This is a genomic window from Streptomyces sp. UC4497, from assembly GCF_054871485.1.
This window is the reverse complement of record NZ_JBTYHB010000015.1, coordinates 172825-191348: the sequence shown is the minus strand read 5'-3', so window position 1 is coordinate 191348 and position 18524 is coordinate 172825. Positions and strand designations below refer to the sequence as shown.

Annotated in this window: 15 protein-coding genes; 6 read left to right on the top strand and 9 right to left on the bottom strand. The window is 69.3% G+C overall.

Going from position 1 to position 18524, the window contains the following annotated elements; genetic code table 11:
• Positions 1-176: 176 nt before the first annotated feature.
• From ACYSUO_RS22540 to thyX, 3 genes are all read right to left on the bottom strand, one after another.
• Positions 177-1862, bottom strand: a complete 1686-nt coding sequence (locus ACYSUO_RS22540; RefSeq protein WP_425828750.1) for a ribonuclease J — start codon at positions 1860-1862, stop codon at positions 177-179.
• Positions 1863-2010: 148 nt separating this feature from the next.
• The gene (gene dapA / locus ACYSUO_RS22535) at positions 2011-2910 is read right to left on the bottom strand and encodes a 4-hydroxy-tetrahydrodipicolinate synthase (protein WP_426900151.1); all 900 of its coding nucleotides are present in this window, start codon (positions 2908-2910) and stop codon (positions 2011-2013) included.
• A 219-nt stretch (positions 2911-3129) separates the two neighbouring features.
• A complete protein-coding gene (thyX, locus tag ACYSUO_RS22530) occupies positions 3130-3870 on the bottom strand; it encodes an FAD-dependent thymidylate synthase (protein WP_461778016.1) in 741 nt (246 codons plus the stop codon).
• 220 nt (positions 3871-4090) lie between these two features.
• Between thyX and ACYSUO_RS22525 the strand changes: the two genes are divergently transcribed.
• Positions 4091-4330, top strand: coding sequence for a hypothetical protein (locus tag ACYSUO_RS22525; protein WP_426900153.1), 240 nt, complete (start codon positions 4091-4093; stop codon positions 4328-4330).
• 116 nt (positions 4331-4446) lie between these two features.
• Positions 4447-5001, top strand: coding sequence for a hypothetical protein (locus tag ACYSUO_RS22520; RefSeq protein WP_461778015.1), 555 nt, complete (start codon positions 4447-4449; stop codon positions 4999-5001).
• Between the two features lie 110 nt (positions 5002-5111).
• Here the strand turns inward: ACYSUO_RS22520 and ACYSUO_RS22515 are convergent, their stop codons facing one another.
• The 6 genes from ACYSUO_RS22515 to eccD all read right to left on the bottom strand — a co-directional run bounded on the left by ACYSUO_RS22515 (position 5112) and on the right by eccD (position 12200).
• Entirely contained in the window at positions 5112-5564 is a 453-nt protein-coding gene (locus tag ACYSUO_RS22515; protein WP_327672021.1) for a tetratricopeptide repeat protein, read from the bottom strand.
• 9 nt (positions 5565-5573) lie between these two features.
• Positions 5574-6329, bottom strand: coding sequence for a 4-hydroxy-tetrahydrodipicolinate reductase (gene dapB, locus ACYSUO_RS22510; protein WP_327661220.1), 756 nt, complete (start codon positions 6327-6329; stop codon positions 5574-5576).
• A 28-nt stretch (positions 6330-6357) separates the two neighbouring features.
• Complete coding sequence (locus tag ACYSUO_RS22505) at positions 6358-7734, bottom strand: M16 family metallopeptidase (protein ID WP_461778014.1); 1377 nt, start codon at positions 7732-7734, stop codon at positions 6358-6360.
• Complete coding sequence (locus tag ACYSUO_RS22500; protein WP_461778013.1) at positions 7731-9947, bottom strand: polyribonucleotide nucleotidyltransferase; 2217 nt, start codon at positions 9945-9947, stop codon at positions 7731-7733. The genes ACYSUO_RS22505 and ACYSUO_RS22500 overlap by 4 nt, the downstream gene beginning before the upstream one ends.
• Positions 9948-10240: 293 nt before the next feature.
• Entirely contained in the window at positions 10241-10528 is a 288-nt protein-coding gene (gene rpsO, locus ACYSUO_RS22495) for a 30S ribosomal protein S15 (protein WP_266714890.1), read from the bottom strand.
• A gap of 202 nt (positions 10529-10730) precedes the next feature.
• Positions 10731-12200, bottom strand: a complete 1470-nt coding sequence (eccD, locus tag ACYSUO_RS22490; RefSeq protein WP_461778012.1) for a type VII secretion integral membrane protein EccD — start codon at positions 12198-12200, stop codon at positions 10731-10733.
• A 284-nt stretch (positions 12201-12484) separates the two neighbouring features.
• Between eccD and eccCa the strand changes: the two genes are divergently transcribed.
• The 4 genes from eccCa to ACYSUO_RS22470 all read left to right on the top strand — a co-directional run bounded on the left by eccCa (position 12485) and on the right by ACYSUO_RS22470 (position 18515).
• Complete coding sequence (gene eccCa / locus ACYSUO_RS22485) at positions 12485-16426, top strand: type VII secretion protein EccCa (RefSeq protein WP_461778011.1); 3942 nt, start codon at positions 12485-12487, stop codon at positions 16424-16426.
• Positions 16427-16564: 138 nt separating this feature from the next.
• A complete protein-coding gene (locus ACYSUO_RS22480) occupies positions 16565-16837 on the top strand; it encodes a hypothetical protein (protein WP_461778010.1) in 273 nt (90 codons plus the stop codon).
• Between the two features lie 134 nt (positions 16838-16971).
• Complete coding sequence (locus tag ACYSUO_RS22475) at positions 16972-17994, top strand: SUKH-4 family immunity protein (protein WP_461778009.1); 1023 nt, start codon at positions 16972-16974, stop codon at positions 17992-17994.
• Positions 17995-18038: 44 nt separating this feature from the next.
• Positions 18039-18515 (top strand): hypothetical protein, encoded by a 477-nt coding sequence (locus tag ACYSUO_RS22470; protein ID WP_461778008.1) that lies wholly within the window; start codon positions 18039-18041, stop codon positions 18513-18515.
• The last annotated feature ends 9 nt before the right edge of the window (positions 18516-18524 follow it).

Here is an 18524-nt window from a genome sequence, read left to right as displayed (position 1 = left end):
TGGCCTTTGCCTTTCGGCGGTGCCGACTTTATCAGAGATTCTGAGTCGGAATTTCCCGCCCCTGTCGGGGACTTGTCCGAGCACGTTGGTGCGCCGGGTTCCCCTTGAGCGGAGCCGTAAACGTACTGGAGCGGGGCGCCCCGATGCAAATCGAGGCGCCCCGCTCCTTACGTGCCTCAGACCTCGACGACGACCGGAAGGATCATCGGGCGTCGGCGGTACGTGTCCGAGACCCACTTGCCCAGCGTGCGGCGGATGAGCTGCTGCAGCTGGTGGGGCTCGACGACGCCGTCCTGGGCCGACTTCTCCAGTACGTCCTGGATCCTCGGGAGCACCGCGTGGAACGCCGAGTCCTCGATGCCGGAACCACGGGCCTGGATGTTCGGGCCGCTGGTGATCTTGCCGGTGCTGGAGTCCACGACCACGAAGACCGAGATGATGCCCTCGTCCCCGAGGATCTTGCGGTCCTTGAGCGCGGGCTCGCCGATGTCGCCGACGGAGAGGCCGTCCACATAGACGTAGCCGGCCTGGACCTTGCCGGAGATCTTCGCCTTGCCGTCGACGAGGTCGACGACGACGCCGTCCTCGGCGATGACGATGCGGTCGTGCGGGACGCCGGTGAGGGCGCCGAGCTCGGCGTTGGCGCGCAGGTGGCGCCATTCGCCGTGGACCGGCATCAGGTTCTTGGGCTTGCAGATGTTGTAGAAGTACAGGAGCTCGCCCGCGGACGCGTGGCCCGAGACGTGCACCTTGGCGTTGCCCTTGTGGACCACGTTCGCGCCCCAGCGGGTCAGGCCGTTGATCACGCGGTAGACCGCGTTCTCGTTGCCGGGGATCAGCGACGACGCCAGGATCACCGTGTCACCGGAGACGATCCGGATCTGGTGGTCGCGGTTGGCCATGCGGGACAGGGCCGCCATCGGCTCGCCCTGGGAGCCCGTGCAGACCAGGACGACCTCGCTGTCGGGCAGGTCGTCGAGCGTCTTGACGTCCACCACCAGGCCCGCGGGGACCTTCAGGTAGCCGAGGTCCCGGGCGATGCCCATGTTGCGGACCATCGAGCGGCCGACGAAGGCGACCCGGCGGCCGTACTCGTGCGCGGCGTCCAGGATCTGCTGGATGCGGTGCACGTGGCTGGCGAACGAGGCCACGATGATGCGCTTCTGGGCGCTCGCGAAGACGCCGCGGATCACGTTCGAGATGTCGCGCTCGGGCGGGACGAAGCCCGGGACCTCGGCGTTCGTCGAGTCGGTGAGGAGAAGGTCGATGCCCTCCTCGCCGAGTCGGGCGAAGGTCGGGAGGTCGGTCAGGCGACGGTCCAGCGGGAGCTGGTCCATCTTGAAGTCGCCCGTGTGGACGGCCATGCCCGCCGGGGTACGGATGGCGACGGCCAGCGCGTCCGGGATGGAGTGGTTGACCGCGATGAACTCGCAGTCGAACGGGCCGAGCCGCTCGCGCTCGCCCTCGGAGACCTCGAGCGTGTACGGGCGGATGCGGTGCTCCTGGAGCTTCGCCTCGATGAGAGCGAGGGTCAGCTTGGAGCCGATCAGCGGGATGTCAGGCTTCTCGCGGAGGAGATACGGGACGGCGCCGATGTGGTCCTCGTGGCCGTGCGTCAGGACGATGCCCTCGACGTCGTCGAGGCGGTCCCTGATGGACGTGAAGTCCGGCAGGATCAGGTCGATTCCGGGCTGCTCCTCCTCGGGGAAGAGCACTCCGCAGTCGACGATCAGCAGACGGCCTTCGTACTCGAAGACGGTCATGTTGCGCCCGATCTCACCGAGGCCGCCGAGCGGGGTGACACGCAGGCCACCCTTCGGAAGCTTCGGCGGGGCGCCGAGTTCAGGATGCGGATGACTCAAAAGACTCTCCTCAACCACGCGCGCCACGTACCTGTAGGCACGTGGCGCGCATGACGTTCGTGCAATAGCAGTTGTGGTGGTTCCTGGGGTCTTGCTGTTCAGTTGGTGATTCTGTTCATTCAGTTGTGAAGCTTTGCCAAGTCTGTGATCAGAGTTGTACCCCGCCGGCGGCAAGATCGATCTTGAGCTGGGCCGTTTCTTCCGGGGTGAGTTCCACGAGCGGCAGCCGCAGCGGTCCCGCGGGGACGCCCTGGAGGCCGAGGGCCGCCTTCGTCGTGATGACACCCTGCGTGCGGAACATGCCGGTGAAGACCGGGAGCAACTTCTGGTGGATCTCCGTCGCCTTGTGCACGTCGCCGGTCGTGAAGGCGTCGAGCATGGCGCGCAGCTCGGGCGCGACGACGTGGCCGACGACCGAGACGAAGCCGCACGCGCCGACCGAGAGCAGCGGCAGGTTGAGCATGTCGTCGCCGGAGTACCAGGCGAGGCCCGAGCGGGCGAGGGCCCAGGAGGCGCGGCCGAGGTCGCCCTTGGCGTCCTTGTTGGCCACGATGCGCGGGTGCTCGGCGAGACGGACGATCGTGTCGGTGTTGATCGGAACGCCGCTGCGGCCCGGGATGTCGTACAGCATCACGGGGAGTTCGGTCGCGTCGGCGATCGCCGTGAAGTGGCGGAGCAGGCCCTCTTGCGGGGGCTTGTTGTAGTACGGCGTCACCGTGAGCAGGCCGTGCGCGCCGGCCTGCTGGGCCTGGCGGGCGAGCTCGATGCTGTGGCGGGTGTCGTTGGTTCCGACACCGGCGACGACGTGGGCGCGGTCACCGACCGCCTCGACGACGGCTCGTACGAGATCCGATTTCTCCGCGTCGCTGGTGGTCGGGGACTCGCCGGTGGTGCCGTTGACGACCAGGCCGTCATTGCCTGCGTCCACCAGGTGGGCGGCGAGCCGCTGCGCGCCGTCGAGGTCGAGTGCGCCGTCCGCCGCGAAGGGCGTGACCATGGCGGTGAGGACCCTCCCGAAGGGGGTCTGCGGAGTGGAGGTCGGAGCCATGGGTAACACGCTACTCGCTGCTCAGTACCGGGTCCCCCCTCGGGGGATGCGACAAGTCGGGACGAATCTCCGTCAAGTCCGACAAAGGTGGAGCCCGGCACTGCCTGCTCGGGGGTTCAAGCAGTGCCGGGTCCGTTTGATCAGGCTAGATGAACTTTCCGAAAAGCCGCAATACGGACACATCGGTCGGGTGCCCGTACATCTGTGCCTGTGCCCGAACTACGGAGCCACCCGGCCGTTGGCATTGAACGCCGCGTAGGTGAGCGGCATGAGCGCGGCCCACTCCGCCTCCATCTTCTCGCCGACCATCTCGATCTCCCGCTGCGGGAAGGACGGCACCTTGGCGAGCTCGTGCTGCGTGCGCAGGCCGAGGAAGTGCATCAGCGAGCGCGCGTTGCACGTCGCGTACATCGACGAGAACAGGCCGACCGGGAGCACCGCGCGGGCCACCTCGCGGGCGACACCCGCGGCCAGCATCTCCTGGTACGCCTCGTACGCCTGACGGTACGAGTCCTCCATCACGCGGCCCGTCAGCTCCTGCTGCGCCTGCGTGCCCTCGACGAACTGGTACTTGCCCGGGCGGCCCTCCTGGACCAGCTTGCGCTCGGCGTCCGGGACGTAGAACGTCGGCTGGAGCTCCCTGTAGCGGCCCGACTCTTCGTTGTACGACCAGCCCACGCGGTGCCGCATGAACTCGCGGAAGACGAAGATCGGGGCGCTGATCAGGAACGTCATCGAGTTGTGCTCGAAGGGGCTGCCGTGCCGGTCCCGCATCAGGTAGTTGATCAGGCCCTTGGAGCGCTCGGGGTCCTTCGACAGCTCGTCGATCGACTGCTCGCCGAGCGTCGAGACGCGGGCCGCGAACAGCACGTCCGTGTCGCTCGCGGTGTGCTTCACCAGCTCGACGGTGACATCGCCGCGGTACGTCGGCTTGAGGTCTTCAGCTGGGGTTTCGGTCATGCTGCCGGGGTCCTTCCCATCACTTCGCAAGGGCGGCGCCCACTCTACGGGCCACCACTGACAACAGGTCATTCGCTCGCTTCTCACGACGATCTCCGCCGAAGAGGAGCGAAGTTTGGTGAATTTGGTGAAACAGGGCACCCTTTGAAGCGATCGCTCGTCTGTGTAGATGAACACACTTTGTTCGAGCATCTTGAGTCTCTCGAGGAGAAGCAGCCCCATGTTCCGTCGGCGCGAGCCCGTACCGTTCGCCTTCATAGCCGAAGCCGACAAGTTCCGTAGCAACGTCGAACCGCCCCCGCGCGAGCGTCCCTCCGCGGGGCAGCGCGCCGGACGCGCGCTCGTCGGCCTCACCGTCGTGGCCGGCATCGTCGGCGCCCTGTTGATCGGGATGCCGGCCCTGTCGATCGATCAGACCACGCAGCACGTACAGCAGTCGGAGGCGTCCGACAGTCGCTGACGGTCGCCGGGCGGCCCTGTCCACCTCCGGCCCCCCTGGGGTGGAAGGCCGGTGCGACCCCGGATAATCTCACCGGGCACAGCCCCCATACCGCGTGGACCGAGTGAGGACCCGTCGTGCCCCTGCCCTTCCTGACGGCCGACCGTGCTTTCGACGAGGCCGCGGACATCCCGCTGCCCTTCGACGACCGCGACCAGTGGCGCCGCCCGTACCGGCCCGGCCCCTACCGGGTGGGCGCGGCCGCGCTGCTGCTGCTCCTGGCGTCGTACGTGCTGTTCGCCTCGGTGATCATCGCCGTCGCGGGTGACACGTCCGCCGCGACGGTCTGCGGAGTTCTCGCGGTGCTGATCATCGCGTCGGCGCTGCGGCTGCTCCGCATGGGCACCTGGGTGAGCGCGCGCGGGCTGCGGCACGTCGGCTTCTTCTTCACCCGTACGGCGCCGTGGGACCGGGTCGCCACCGCTCGTACGGTGCAGCAGCCCGTGCGTTGGCTCGGGCTGCCCCGCACCGTGCAGGGGCAGGCGCTGATCCTCGTACAGCGGGATCAGCAGGGGGATCAGACGACGCTGCTCACCAGTCACGGCGCGGACTTCCTCGGGCGGAGCACGGCGTTCGACCGGGCCGCGGACACCATCGAGGTCTGGTCCGAGGAGTACCGCGCCCGGCGCTGACGCACGCGCGCGTGCACATACGACTACGACGAAGGGGCCCCACCGGCACGATGCCGGTGGGGCCCCTTCGTCGTACGTGGATCGGATCCGGCGGTGGATCCGACGCCCGGTCAGACTCCTACGGAGCGGCCCTCATGGAGTGCGATGGCGCGCTGCATCGCCTTCCGCGCGCGCGGGGTGTCCCGTGCGTCCCGGTAGGCGACGGCGAGGCGGAACCAGCAGCGCCAGTCCCCCGGCTCGTCCTCCGTCTCGGCCTTCCGCCTGGCGAAGACCTCGTCGGCCGAGTCGCGGTCGATACGGCCGTACTGGTCGCGACGGAGCTCGTCGACGGGAAGGCCGCCCTCCGCCTCCAGGAGTTCGCCGAGGCGGTTGGCCTTGGTGACGAACCGGGTGTTCGCCCACAGGAACCACACGCCGATCACCGGCAGGATCAGCACCGCGACACCGAAGGTGATCGTGAGCAGCGTGCCCTGCTGGAGGAGCATCACGCCGCGGTCGCCGGCCAGGACGAAGTAGAAGACCAGGACGACGGCCGTGACGGCGTAGGTGATTTTCGCGCGCATCGCAGCAGGTCAGCCGTTCAGATCGAGGAAGTGTTCCAGGCCGAAGGTGAGGCCGGGGGTCGATACGACCTTGCGGGCGCCCAGCAGGATGCCCGGCATGAAGCTGCTGTGGTGCAGCGAGTCGTGCCGGACCGTCAGCGTCTCGCCCTCGGCGCCCAGGAGGACCTCCTGGTGCGCCAGGAGGCCGCGCAGGCGGACCGAGTGGACCGGGACGCCGTCGACGTCCGCGCCGCGCGCTCCGTCGAGCGCTGTGGCCGTGGCGTCGGGCGCGGGGGCGCTGCCCGCCTTCTCCCGCGCCGCGGCGATCAGCTGGGCGGTGCGGGCGGCCGTGCCGGACGGGGCGTCGACCTTCTTCGGGTGGTGCAGCTCGATGACCTCGACGGACTCGAAGTACGGCGCTGCCGCCTCCGCGAACTTCATGGTCAGGACCGCGCCGATGGAGAAGTTCGGGGCGATGAGCACGCCCGTCTCCGGGGAGTCCGCCAGCCACTGGTTCAGCTGCGCGAGGCGTTCGTCCGTCCAGCCCGTGGTGCCGACGACGGCGTGGATACCGTGGCGTACACAGAACTCCAGGTTCTCCATCACCGAGTCGGGCGTGGTCAGTTCGACCGCGACCTGGGCGCCGGACTCGACGAGGACGTCCAGCTTGTCGCCACGGCCGAGGGCCGCGACCAGCTCCATGTCCTCGGCCGCCTCGACGGCCCGTACGGCCTCGGAGCCGATGCGGCCCTTGGCTCCAATGACCGCCACGCGCAGCTTGCTCATATTCTCCGTGATCCTTACGTGAGGGCGGTTACGCGACCGCTTCGTGCAGGCGCGATGCCTGCTTGTCCTTGAGCGGGCCGATGACCGACAGGGACGGGCGCTGTCCCAGGATGTCGCGTGCGACCGCGCGCACCTCGTCCGGGGTCACCGCCGAGATGCGCTCCAGCATCGCGTCGACCGACATCTGCTCGCCCCAGCACAGCTCGCTCTTGCCGATGCGGTGCATGAGCGCCCCGGTGTCCTCCAGGCCGAGGACGGTGGAACCGCGGAGCTGGCCGATGGCACGGCCGATCTCGTCGTCACTGATGCCGTCCTGCGCGACGTGGTCCAGCTCGTCGCGGCAGATCTTCAGCACGTCGTGCACCTGGCTGGGCCGGCAGCCCGCGTAGACGCCGAAGAGGCCGCAGTCGGCGAAGCTCGACGTGTACGAGTACACGCTGTACGCCAACCCACGCTTCTCCCGGACCTCCTGGAACAGGCGGGACGACATGCCGCCGCCGAGCGCCGTGTTGAGCACGCCCATGGCCCAGCGGCGGTCGTCCGTGCGGGCGAGGCCCGGCATGCCGAGGATGACGTGGGCCTGCTCGGTCTTGCGGCCGAGGAGTTCCATGCGTCCGGCGGCGCGCAGGGTCTTGCGGCCGGCGCGCGGGGCGACCGGCGCGGCGAGGTCCTGCGGGGCGCCCGCCTTGTCGAAGGCGGCGCGGACCTGGCGGACGACCTTGTTGTGGTCGACGTTGCCCGCCGCGGCCACGACCAGGTGCGTCGGGTCGTAGTGCTTCTTGTAGAAGCGGGTGATCTGGCCGCGGCTGAGCGCGTTGACCGTGTCGATCGAGCCGAGGACCGGGCGGCCGAGTGGGGTGTCGCCGAGCATCGTGTGCGCGAACAGGTCGTGCACGACGTCGCCCGCGTCGTCCTCGGTCATCGCGATCTCTTCGAGGATCACGCCGCGCTCCGCGTCGACGTCCTCCTCCTCGATGAGCGAGCCGGTCAGCATGTCGCAGACGACGTCGATGGCGAGCGGCAGGTCGGTGTCGAGCACGCGCGCGTAGTAGCACGTGAACTCCTTCGCCGTGAAGGCGTTCATCTCGCCGCCGACCGCGTCCATGGCGGCCGAGATGTCGAGCGCGCTGCGCTTCTTGGTGCCCTTGAAGAGCAGGTGCTCCAGGTAGTGCGTCGCACCGTTCAGCGTCGGCGTCTCGTCGCGCGAGCCCACGTGCGCCCAGATGCCGAAAGTGGCCGAGCGGACCGAGGGGAGGGTCTCGGTGACGATGCGCAGGCCGTTCGGCAGCGTCGTCTTGCGGACCGTACCGATGCCGTTGGTGCCCTTGATGAGGGTTTGGGTACGGGCGACGGCCCGCCCCTCCGAAGAGGTGCGGGCCGTCGCCTGGGTGCTACGGGACGTCACTTGTCGGTGTCGTCCTTCGCCTCGTCGCCCTCTTCGCCCTCGATGACGGGGATGAGAGAGAGCTTGCCGCGGGAGTCGATCTCGGCGATCTCGACCTGGACCTTCTGGCCCACGCCGACGACGTCCTCGACGTTCTCCACGCGCTTGCCGCCGGCGAGCTTGCGGATCTGCGAGATGTGCAGCAGACCGTCCTTGCCCGGCATGAGCGAGACGAACGCGCCGAAGGTCGTCGTCTTCACGACGGTGCCCAGGTAGCGCTCGCCGACCTCCGGCATGGTCGGGTTGGCGATGCCGTTGATCGTGGCGCGGGCGGCCTCGGCCTGCGAGCCCTGAGCGGCACCGATGTAGATGGTGCCGTCGTCCTCGATCGTGATGTCGGCGCCGGTGTCCTCCTGGATCTGGTTGATCATCTTGCCCTTCGGGCCGATGACCTCACCGATCTTGTCCACGGGGATCTTGACCGTGATGATCCGCGGGGCGTTCGGGGACATCTCGTCCGGGACGTCGATCGCTTCCATCATCACGTCGAGGATGTGGAGGCGGGCGTCACGGGCCTGCTTGAGGGCGGCGGCCAGGACGGAGGCCGGGATGCCGTCGAGCTTCGTGTCCAGCTGGAGCGCGGTCACGAACTCCTTGGTGCCGGCGACCTTGAAGTCCATGTCGCCGAAGGCGTCCTCGGCACCGAGGATGTCGGTCAGGGCGACGTAGTGCGTCTCGCCCTTGATCTCCTGCGAGATCAGACCCATGGCGATACCGGCGACGGGGGCCTTCAGCGGCACACCGGCGTTCAGCAGCGACATGGTGGAGGCGCAGACCGAGCCCATGGACGTCGAGCCGTTGGAGCCCAGCGCCTCGGAGACCTGGCGGATCGCGTAGGGGAACTCCTCGCGCGTCGGCAGGACCGGCACGATCGCGCGCTCGGCGAGCGCGCCGTGGCCGATCTCGCGGCGCTTCGGGGAGCCCACGCGGCCCGTCTCACCGACGGAGTACGGCGGGAAGTTGTAGTTGTGCATGTAGCGCTTGCGGGTCACCGGCGAAAGGGTGTCCAGCTGCTGCTCCATGCGCAGCATGTTCAGCGTGGTGACGCCCAGGATCTGGGTCTCGCCACGCTCGAACAGGGCCGAGCCGTGCACGCGCGGGATGGCCTCGACCTCGGCGGCCAGGGTGCGGATGTCGGTGACACCGCGGCCGTCGATGCGCTTCTTCTCCTTGATGACGCGCTCACGGACCAGGGACTTGGTCAGCGAGCGGTACGCGGCGGAGATCTCCTTCTCGCGGCCCTCGAACTCCGGGAGGAGCTTCTCGGCGGCCAGACCCTTGACGCGGTCCAGCTCGGCCTCGCGCTCCTGCTTGCCCGCGATGGTGAGGGCGGCGGAGAGCTCGGTCTTGACCGCGGAGGTCAGGGCCTCGAGCACGTCGTCCTGGTAGTCCAGGAAGATCGGGAACTCGGCGGTCGGCTTGGCGGCCTTCGCGGCGAGGTCCGACTGGGCCTTGCAGAGGACCTTGATGAAGGGCTTCGCGGCGTCCAGACCGGCCGCGACGACCTCCTCGGTCGGCGCCTCGGCGCCGCCCTTGACCAGCTGGATGGTCTTCTCGGTGGCCTCGGCCTCGACCATCATGATCGCGACGTCGCCGTCCTCGAGGACGCGACCGGCGACGACCATGTCGAAGACGGCGTCCTCGAGCTCGGTGTGCGTCGGGAACGCGACCCACTGGCCGTTGATCAGCGCGACGCGGACGCCGCCGACCGGGCCGGAGAAGGGCAGACCGGCCAGCTGCGTCGACGCGGACGCGGCGTTGATCGCCACGACGTCGTACAGGTGGTCGGGGTTGAGCGCCATGATCGTGGCGACGACCTGGATCTCGTTGCGCAGGCCCTTCTTGAAGGACGGGCGCAGCGGGCGGTCGATGAGGCGACAGGTGAGGATGGCGTCCTCGGAAGGTCGGCCCTCGCGGCGGAAGAAGCTGCCGGGGATCTTGCCGGCCGCGTACTGCCGCTCCTCGACGTCCACCGTGAGGGGGAAGAAGTCGAGGTTGTCCTTGGGGTTCTTCGAGGCCGAGGTGGCCGAGAGCACCATGGTGTCGTCGTCGAGGTAGGCGACAGCGGAGCCGGCGGCCTGGCGGGCGAGTCGGCCCGTCTCGAAGCGGATGGTGCGGGTGCCGAAGGAGCCGTTGTCAATGACGGCCTCGGCGTAGTGGGTCTCGTTCTCCACTAGCAATATCTCCGTTTACTTTCGTCTGAATGCGTCTTTTGTCCAGCACGGCCCGTGTGGCCGAGGGACGAACGGAGAAGCGTGCCTTTGAGTGCGGGCCGGTCTTCGATCGAAGCTCCCGGGGATCCTCTTGCGTCCCCGGGGGCCACTACCGAGGACCGGCGGCGGCGAGGTGGCGCTTCTCCTCATATGCGTAGTCGTACGTCACCAGACTACAAAGCCTCGGTGACAGTGCGCACGTACGGCAAAGGGAGCGGCCCCCTCAATCGGGAACCGCCCCCTCTCGCAGCGTCTTATCGGGCGCCGGCCGCACCGCGGCGGATACCGAGGCGCTCGACCAGCACACGGAAGCGCTGGATGTCCTTCTTGGCCAGGTACTGCAGCAGGCGGCGACGCTGGCCGACCAGGATGAGCAGGCCACGACGCGAGTGGTGGTCGTGCTTGTGCGTCTTGAGGTGCTCGGTCAGGTCCGAGATGCGGCGGGAGAGCATGGCGACCTGGACCTCGGGGGAGCCGGTGTCGCCCTCCTTGGTGCCGAACTCGGTCATGATCTGCTTCTTCGTAGCGGTGTCGAGAGCCACGCTTACTCCTCGTAGAGTCTGATTGCCGCCGAGTGCCCCTGGTCTACATCTCAGGAGAGCTTCCGTAACTCGGGAGGCGGGGATCCGCTGGGCGCTGCCCCCAGGAATGTCCTGCAATGCCGGGGGCGCGTACACAAACGGCCGTCACACAGCGTACCAGCCGCCCGGCGGCCGCCCCGACGGCGGCCGACCGGGCCCCGGATCAGCTGACCATGCTGCGCACCTGCGTGTAGAGGCCGAGCACCGCGAGGCACAGCGGTACGAGAGTCAGCAGCACGAAGCCGTCGAACAGGTCGAGCATGCGACCCCAGAACGGGGAGACGCCCTTGCGCGGCACGGACAGGCCGACGATCACGAGCAGGGCCGCTCCCCCGCCGATCGCGGCGGCGAACCAGAGGATGTGGATGTTGAACGGGGCGGTGTCACCCTGCATGAAGCTCTGCAGGAGGGAGTGCGGGGTGTTCAGGGTCACGCCGAGGATCAGCAGACCGAGGATCACCAGGCCGCCCACGACCAGGGACGCGACCTGCGCGGTGTAGTCGAACAGACGGGCGCGCAGCATGAGGGCGATGCCGGCGGCCAGGGCGAGCAGCTGCGCCCAGACGTCGTCGGAGAAGCCGAGGACCACACCGGCCGAGGCGACGGCGAGGGCGGCGCAGCCGATGACGAGGCCGAGGAGCAGCTCGTGGGCGCGGCGGACCTGAGCACCGATGCGGTCGAAGTCGATGTGCTCCTCCTCGTCGCGCCCGTAGTCGCGGCCCTGGGAGATCTGGTCCGGCGAGCGGTAGCCGATGGGCAGCCGGGCGGAGCGGGCGGACATGCCGGGCAGCCAGGAGATCGCGATGATCGCGACGACCCCGGTGACGGCGGCGACCTCGCTCGGCGAGGCCTCGGTCATCAGCGCGCCGAACGTGGCCAGGGCGCCGACGGCCGAGCCGAGGGCCGCGGCGACGAAGACGGCGTCGCCGTGCGGCAGTAGCACCACGAGCAGCGCGGAGGCGATGAGCACCACGACGCAGCCGGACAGCAGCTGAAGTCGGCCCGGGCCCGAGTCGGCGTCGGTCGAGAAGATCCCCGAGCCCGCGATCAGCAGGTGCGGCAGGGCGGCGAGACCCAGCGAGGTGGACGCGGCACGGTCGTCGTACACCCGCGCGCGGACCACGGAGAGGGACACGAGCAGCACGCCGACGACACCGGCGATGATGCCGGGCAGGCTGTGCATGTCGCGCTCGATCGGGTTCGAGAACCAGAGCGCGAACGCCATCAGCGTCAGCAGCAGGACGCCCGCGCCGAGACCGACGACGCTCATCAGGTCGTCGGTCCAGCGGCGCCGGTCGCGGCGCACGGCGGAGGCGACCGCGTCGGACACGTCGTCGAACACCGCGGCGGGCAGCGACTCGGCGAACGGGCGCAGCAGCAGCACGTCGCCGTCGAGGACCCGCTGGTCCGCGAGCGAGCGGCCGGCGTCGAGGACGGTGCCGTCCCGGCGGACCAGGTGGTACCCGGTGGGGTCGCCCTCGGCCTGGCTCTGCCCGGAGAGCTGGAGGATCTCCGGGTAGATGTCGGCCAGAGCAGCGTCTTCGGGCAGGGCCACATCGATACGTGCGTCCGGTGCGGCGACGGTGACCCGGCAGAAGCCGGTTCCGCCCCCGGCAAGAGCTGTGGTGCTCACCTCGCGGTTCCCCCTAATGTCATGACTTGGTGTGGCATCGGTGCGGCGGCGCGGCGTCCGGACGGCGTCACGCGCGGTGCGACAGCGTAGCGTCCTGAGCCCATCTCACCCCACAGGCCCCGGCACTTGACGAGAGTCAGTAGGATCACCGGGCACGCCGGAGCTCTTTGCCTTCGGCCTGGGGGAACCGCCAGTAACGGGGGCGGTCCGACATGTCCCGACGTGCACGACATCCGTGCGCGCTGAACTGATCGACGACTGAAGATTTAAGGACTGGTGCTTCGGTGAGCGTGGTCATCGTCAAGCGACCGCCTCGGGTGTTGCCACCCGACGTACCGACGGACGAGGTGCGTCTCGAGCCGCCGCCCGAGCTGGCACGGCCCGAAGACCAGAACCTGATGATGAGCCTGTTGCCCATGCTGGGCATGGGCACGTCCTCGGCGTTCTTCTTCACCTCGGGTCAGTCGATCATGAAGATCATGGGTGGCGTCATGATCGTCTCCACCCTCGCCATGGCGGTGGCCCAGCTGATCAAGGCCCGGCAGGGCGGCGGGGCCGAGATGGCCCAGGAACGCCAGGACTACCTCAAGTACTTGACCCAGGTCCGGCGTGACGTGCGGACCACCGCGCGCATGCAGCGGGACGGGCAGTACTTCCTGCACCCCAACCCCGAGCAGCTGTGGGCGCTGGTCGCCGAGGGCCGCCGGGTGTGGGAACGGCGCGGCAGCGACTCGGACTTCACGCAGGTGCGGCTCGGGCTCGGCCCGCAGCAGCTGGCAACTCCCCTGATGGCGCCGGAGACCGCGCCGCTCGACGAGCTGGAACCGCTCACCGCGCACGCGATGAAGTCGTTCCTGGAGACCCACGGCACGCTGGACGCACTGCCGTTGGCCGTCTCTCTACGCTCCTTCTACCACGTGAGCGTCTCCGGTGATCCGGACACCACATACGGGGCCGCGCGGGCGATGATCGCCCAACTGTGCACCCTGCACTCGCCCGAGGACCTGCGGGTCGCCGTGGTGGCCTCGCCCGGCGCGATGGCCGAGTGGGAGTGGACGAAGTGGCTGCCGCACGTGCAGCACAGCGGCACCGACGGCGCCGGGTCCCAGCGCGTGATCGTGGGCGACCTCGGTGAGGTCGAGGAGATGCTCGCCGACGAGCTGGAGGGCCGCGGCCGGTTCAACCCGCAGGGCCCGCCGGTCGTCGACCAGCCGCACCTCGTCGTCCTCATGGACGGCGGCGACATCCCTGACGACTCGCTCATCGCGGGCGCCGAGGGTCTGCAGGGCGTCACCATCATCGAGGTGGTCCCCGGCATCGTCGAGGAGCTGCGCGGCTCGCTGTCCGTGCAGGTCCAGCCGGGCGAGCTGCTGCTCGAGTCGCAGGGCGGCACCCAGTACACCGGCACCTGCGACACCCTGTCGCTCACCGAGGCCGAGGCGCTTGCACGCCAGCTCGCGCCGCTGCGCGCCGGCTCGGCGGACGGCGACGAACCGCTCCTCGCCAACCTGGACTTCACCGAGCTCATGGGCATCGGCGACGCCGGTTCGGTGGACGTCGGGCGCACCTGGCGGCCCCGCACGCTGCACGAGCGGCTGCGTGTGCCGCTCGGTGTGGACCGCGACGGGCAGCCGGTCATGCTCGACATCAAGGAGGCCTCCCAGGAGGGCATGGGCCCGCACGGCCTGTGCGTCGGCGCCACCGGTTCCGGTAAGTCCGAGGTGCTCCGCACCCTCGTGCTCGCGCTCTCGGTGACGCACTCCTCGGAGACGCTGAACTTCATCCTCGCCGACTTCAAGGGCGGCGCGACCTTCGCGGGCATGTCCGAACTCCCGCACGTCGCCGCCGTGATCACCAACCTGGCCGACGACCTCACCCTGATCGACCGCATGCGCGACTCGATCACCGGTGAGCTCCAGCGCCGCCAGGAGCTGCTCCGCTCGGCGGGCAACTACGCGAACATCACCGACTACGAGAAGGCCCGCGCGGCCGGCGCCCCGCTGGACCCGCTGCCGTCCCTCGTCATGGTGCTCGACGAGTTCTCCGAACTCCTCACGGCCCGGCCCGACTTCATCGACATGTTCATCCAGATCGGCCGCATCGGCCGATCCATGGGTGTGCACATGCTGCTCGCCTCGCAGCGCCTGGAGGAGGGCAAGCTCCGCGGCCTCGACACCTTCCTGTCGTACCGCATCGGTCTGCGTACGTTCTCGGCCGCCGAGTCCCGTACCGCGATCGGTGTCCCCGACGCGTACCACCTGCCGAACGTCCCCGGCTCGGGCATCCTCAAGTACGACACCGAGACGATGATCCAGTTCAAGGCCGCGTACGTCGGTGGCGTGTACCGCGCCGGCGGTTCCGGTGGCGGTGGCTCGCGCACCCACCGGCAGCCCGTGCTCTTCACGGCCGCGCCCGTCGCCGAGCAGATCATCCACGAGCCGGAGCCCGAGGTCGTTCCCGACCAGGTCGACGACGCGCTCGCGGACACCGTCCTCGACGTGATCGTGGCCCGCATGGTCGGCCAGGGCCCGCCCGCCCACCAGGTGTGGCTGCCGCCGCTGGAGGAGTCCCCTTCGGTGGACTCGCTGCTCCCGCCGCTGTCGACGACCCCGGAGCGCGGTCTGCACGCCGCGGACTACCCGGCGCTCGGCAAGCTCGTCGTGCCGATGGCCCTGGTGGACAAGCCGTTCGAGCAGCGGCGCGACATCCAGTACCTGGACTTCTCCGGTTCGGCCGGTCACGGTCTCGTGGTCGGTGGTCCGCAGTCCGGCAAGTCGACCCTGATCCGGTCGATCATGACCTCGTTCGCGCTCACCCACACCCCGTCCGAAGTGCAGTTCTACTGCCTGGACTTCGGTGGCGGCGGCATGCTCTCGATGGAGGGCCTGCCGCACGTCGGCGGGGCCGCCTCGCGCCTCGACTCCGAGAAGGTGCGCCGTACGGTCGCCGAGGTGCGCGGCATCCTCAACGAGCGCGAGGAGTTCTTCCGCGCCAACAACATCGACTCCATCGGTACGTTCCGCTCGCGGCGCGCCGCCGGGCAGTACCCGGACCAGCGGTGGGGCGACGTCTTCCTCGTCATCGACGGCTGGGCCGCCTTCAAGACCGACTACGAGCAGCTCGACCCGGTCATCCTCGACCTGGCCTCGCGCGGCCTCGGCTTCGGCGTCCACCTGATCATCGGCTCCGGCCGCTACACCGAGGTCCGGCCCGCCCTGCGCGACCAGCTCCTCAACCGCGTGGAGCTCAAGCTCGGTGACCCGATGGAGTCCGAGTTCGACCGCAAGAAGATGGAGGCCGTGCCGCTCGGCATGCCCGGCCGCGGTCTGACCCCGGACAAGCTCAGCTCGCTCGGCGCACTGCCCCGGATCGACGCCTCCTCGGACGTGGAGTCCCTCGGCCAGGCCATCGAGCACATGGTGACGACGGTCTCCGAGCACTGGCAGGGCCCGCCGGCCCCGCCGGTGCGGATGCTGCCGACCAAGCTGCACATCAGCGAGGTCCCCAAGGGCAACGACTTCCCCGAGCGCGGCGTCGCGATCGGTGTCGACGAGACGACGCTCTCGCCGTCGTTCATCGACTTCGAGACCGACCCGCTGATGGTGGTCTACGGAGAGTCCGAGTCCGGCAAGTCCGCGTTCCTGCGGATGATCGCCAAGCAGATCTCCGAGCGGTACGCGACCGACAAGGCGCTCATCGTCGCCGGTGACTACCGGCGCGCGCACCTGAGCGAGCTGCCCGAGTCGCACCTCTACAAGTACTGCGCTTCGGGACCGCAGCTCCAGGAGGTCGTCACGAGCCTCGCGGGTTCCATGGGCCGCCGTATGCCGGGTCCGGACGTCACGCCGGAGCAGCTGCGCAACCGCTCCTGGTACGACCTGCCGGACGCGTTCATCATCGTCGACGACTACGACCTGGTGGCCACCAGCTCCGGCAACCCGCTCCAGTCGCTGCTCGAGTACCTGCCGTTCGCCCGTGACCTTGGCCTGCGCATCATCATCGCGCGCAGCTCCTCCGGTGCGGCGCGTTCGTCCTTCGAGCCGGTCATGCAGCGCATGAAGGAGCTCGGCGCGACGGGTCTCGTCCTGTCCGGCGACCCGGCCGAGGGCCAGATCTTCGGCCCGCTCAAGCCGCAGAAGCTGCCGCCGGGCCGAGGCATGCTCGTCACCCGCAAGGGTGGGGCGCAGCTGGTGCAGACGGCGTGGCTGCCGATGCGCAGCAACTAGCCGATGCGCTGCAATCAGTCGATGCGCAGCAATTAGTCGATGCGCAGCAATTAGTCGGCGAGCTACGGTACGGCGCCGGGGACCGGTTGAATCCGATCCCCGGCGCCGTACGCGCAACGAGACCTGAGGAGACGGAAGTTGACCACCGCACCGCGCACCGCCGATGAGGCCCTCGCGATCGCCCGGACGACGTTCCAGCCGCAGTGCGCGGACGGCACCCCGGCGACGCTCAACGTCCAGGAGTTCGACCTGGGCTTCCTGGTCTACGCGACCTTCCCGCCGACCGAGCCGCCTTCGTACGGGGGTAGCCACCTGGTCATCTCGAAGGCGGACGGCTCGACGATGTACGTGCCGAACTTTCCGCCGGAGTCGGCGATCAGCCTGTATCGGCGGCAGGTTGGGCAGGGCTGACGCGAGCCCTGGGGCCTCTCGACGAAGGCCCCGGACACTTCTCCCAGCCCACTGTCACCGGGCGGCACTAGACTTTGCGGTCAACGCTCCGCCTTCCTTGACCGTTTACCACCCCGTCCGAGGGAGACCCAGCCGTGACCACGCACGACCAGGACGAACGGCAAGCCGCGCAGCCGGACGACGGCGGATCCCCCGCCGCCACTGGCCCCGGCAACACCGCGGTGTTCACGTACGTCGACCCGCGCACCGGCGAGGAGACGTACTTGACGCGCGTCTCGGGCCCGGGCCTGCCGCACGTCGAGTACCAGGCGTGGTCGGACCTGCGCGCCGCGGACGTACCCGCGAGCAACGTGGTGGCGGTGCACACCGACCTCAGCCCCAGCTCCCTGCCGGGCGGCTACACGCTCAACGCGCTCAGGGCCGGTTTCCCGAGCGCGGCGCTCTCCTCCAGCCATCCGTACGGCGGGGACCCGGCCGAGCGCGCGGAGGGCGTCGCCGCGCTGACCGAGCGGGTGGCGTCGATGGCGCAGCTCACGGGCCAGGCGCCGCCGCCGCGCCCGCACCGTGTGCCGCTGCCCTCGCCGACGACCTCGGCGCCGACGCTGCCGGCCGAGCTTCCGGGGAAGCTTCCCGTGCAGCGCTACGGGGCGGAACTGCTCGCTTCGGCCGCGCTCCCCGACGCCGCGCGCGCCGCCCTCGCGAGCCCCGGGCTCCCCGTCGACGTCCGCTTCTTCTTCACCGCCGACCGGCCCGAAGCCCCGCCGCGCGGCGGCCTGTTCGTGGACGCGGCGACGCACTTGCGGGAGCTGGGGGCGGAGCTGTCCCCGGCCGCCGCCGACATCCTCTCCGCGCACACCCGCGTCGGCACGGACGGCCAGTACGTCATCACGGTGCAGCAGGAGGCCGGCAGCGTATGGGCGGCGAACCCGACGACGGGCAGCGGCCGTTACGTCAACGCGTCGGTCGCCGCCTTCGCGCACTGCCTCGCCACGCTCGCCACCACGCGCGAGCTCATGGTGGGCATGAACCCGTACGAGGCGGGGTCGACGGTCGCCGACCTCCAGGCCCGCCTGATCGCGCTCGACCCCACGTGCTTCGACGACACCGGCAACTGGTGGTCGGTGATCATCGAGCAGATGTGGCACGGCTTGTTCTGACCCACTGTCCACTGTCCGCCCGTCCGCAGCCTGAGAGGACCCTCATGTCCCGCGAAGGATTCCGTACCGATACGACGTCCCTGTCCGACGAAGGCACGAACTTCCAGGACCTGGGCACCGCGTTCGCCAGGGCGGCGGCCTCCCTGCAGAACGGCCTCGCCTCCGTGAACGCCTGCGCCCCCACCAGCGGCGAGGCCCCCGCCCCCGAGAAGGGCCAGGTGGAGGGCTTCGTCCAGGGCCTGACCAGCTTCGCCGACAAGGCGGACATGCCGCCGTGGGGCGACGACGAGATCGGCGAGAAGTTCGGCATCGCCTACGAGGGTCTGCAGACCGGCATGTTCGAGTCGATGAAGCACCTGGCTCAGGAGCTGACGAACATCGGGGGCGCGCTCAGCGCGATGGCCAAGAACCACAACGAGAACGAGTCCTTCAACGAGCAGCTGATCCGCCAGGAACAGAACGATGTCGACTTCGCGGCGGGCAGCGGCGGCACGATCTCCAGCATGAGCAAGATGACGTGAGGGACGGGC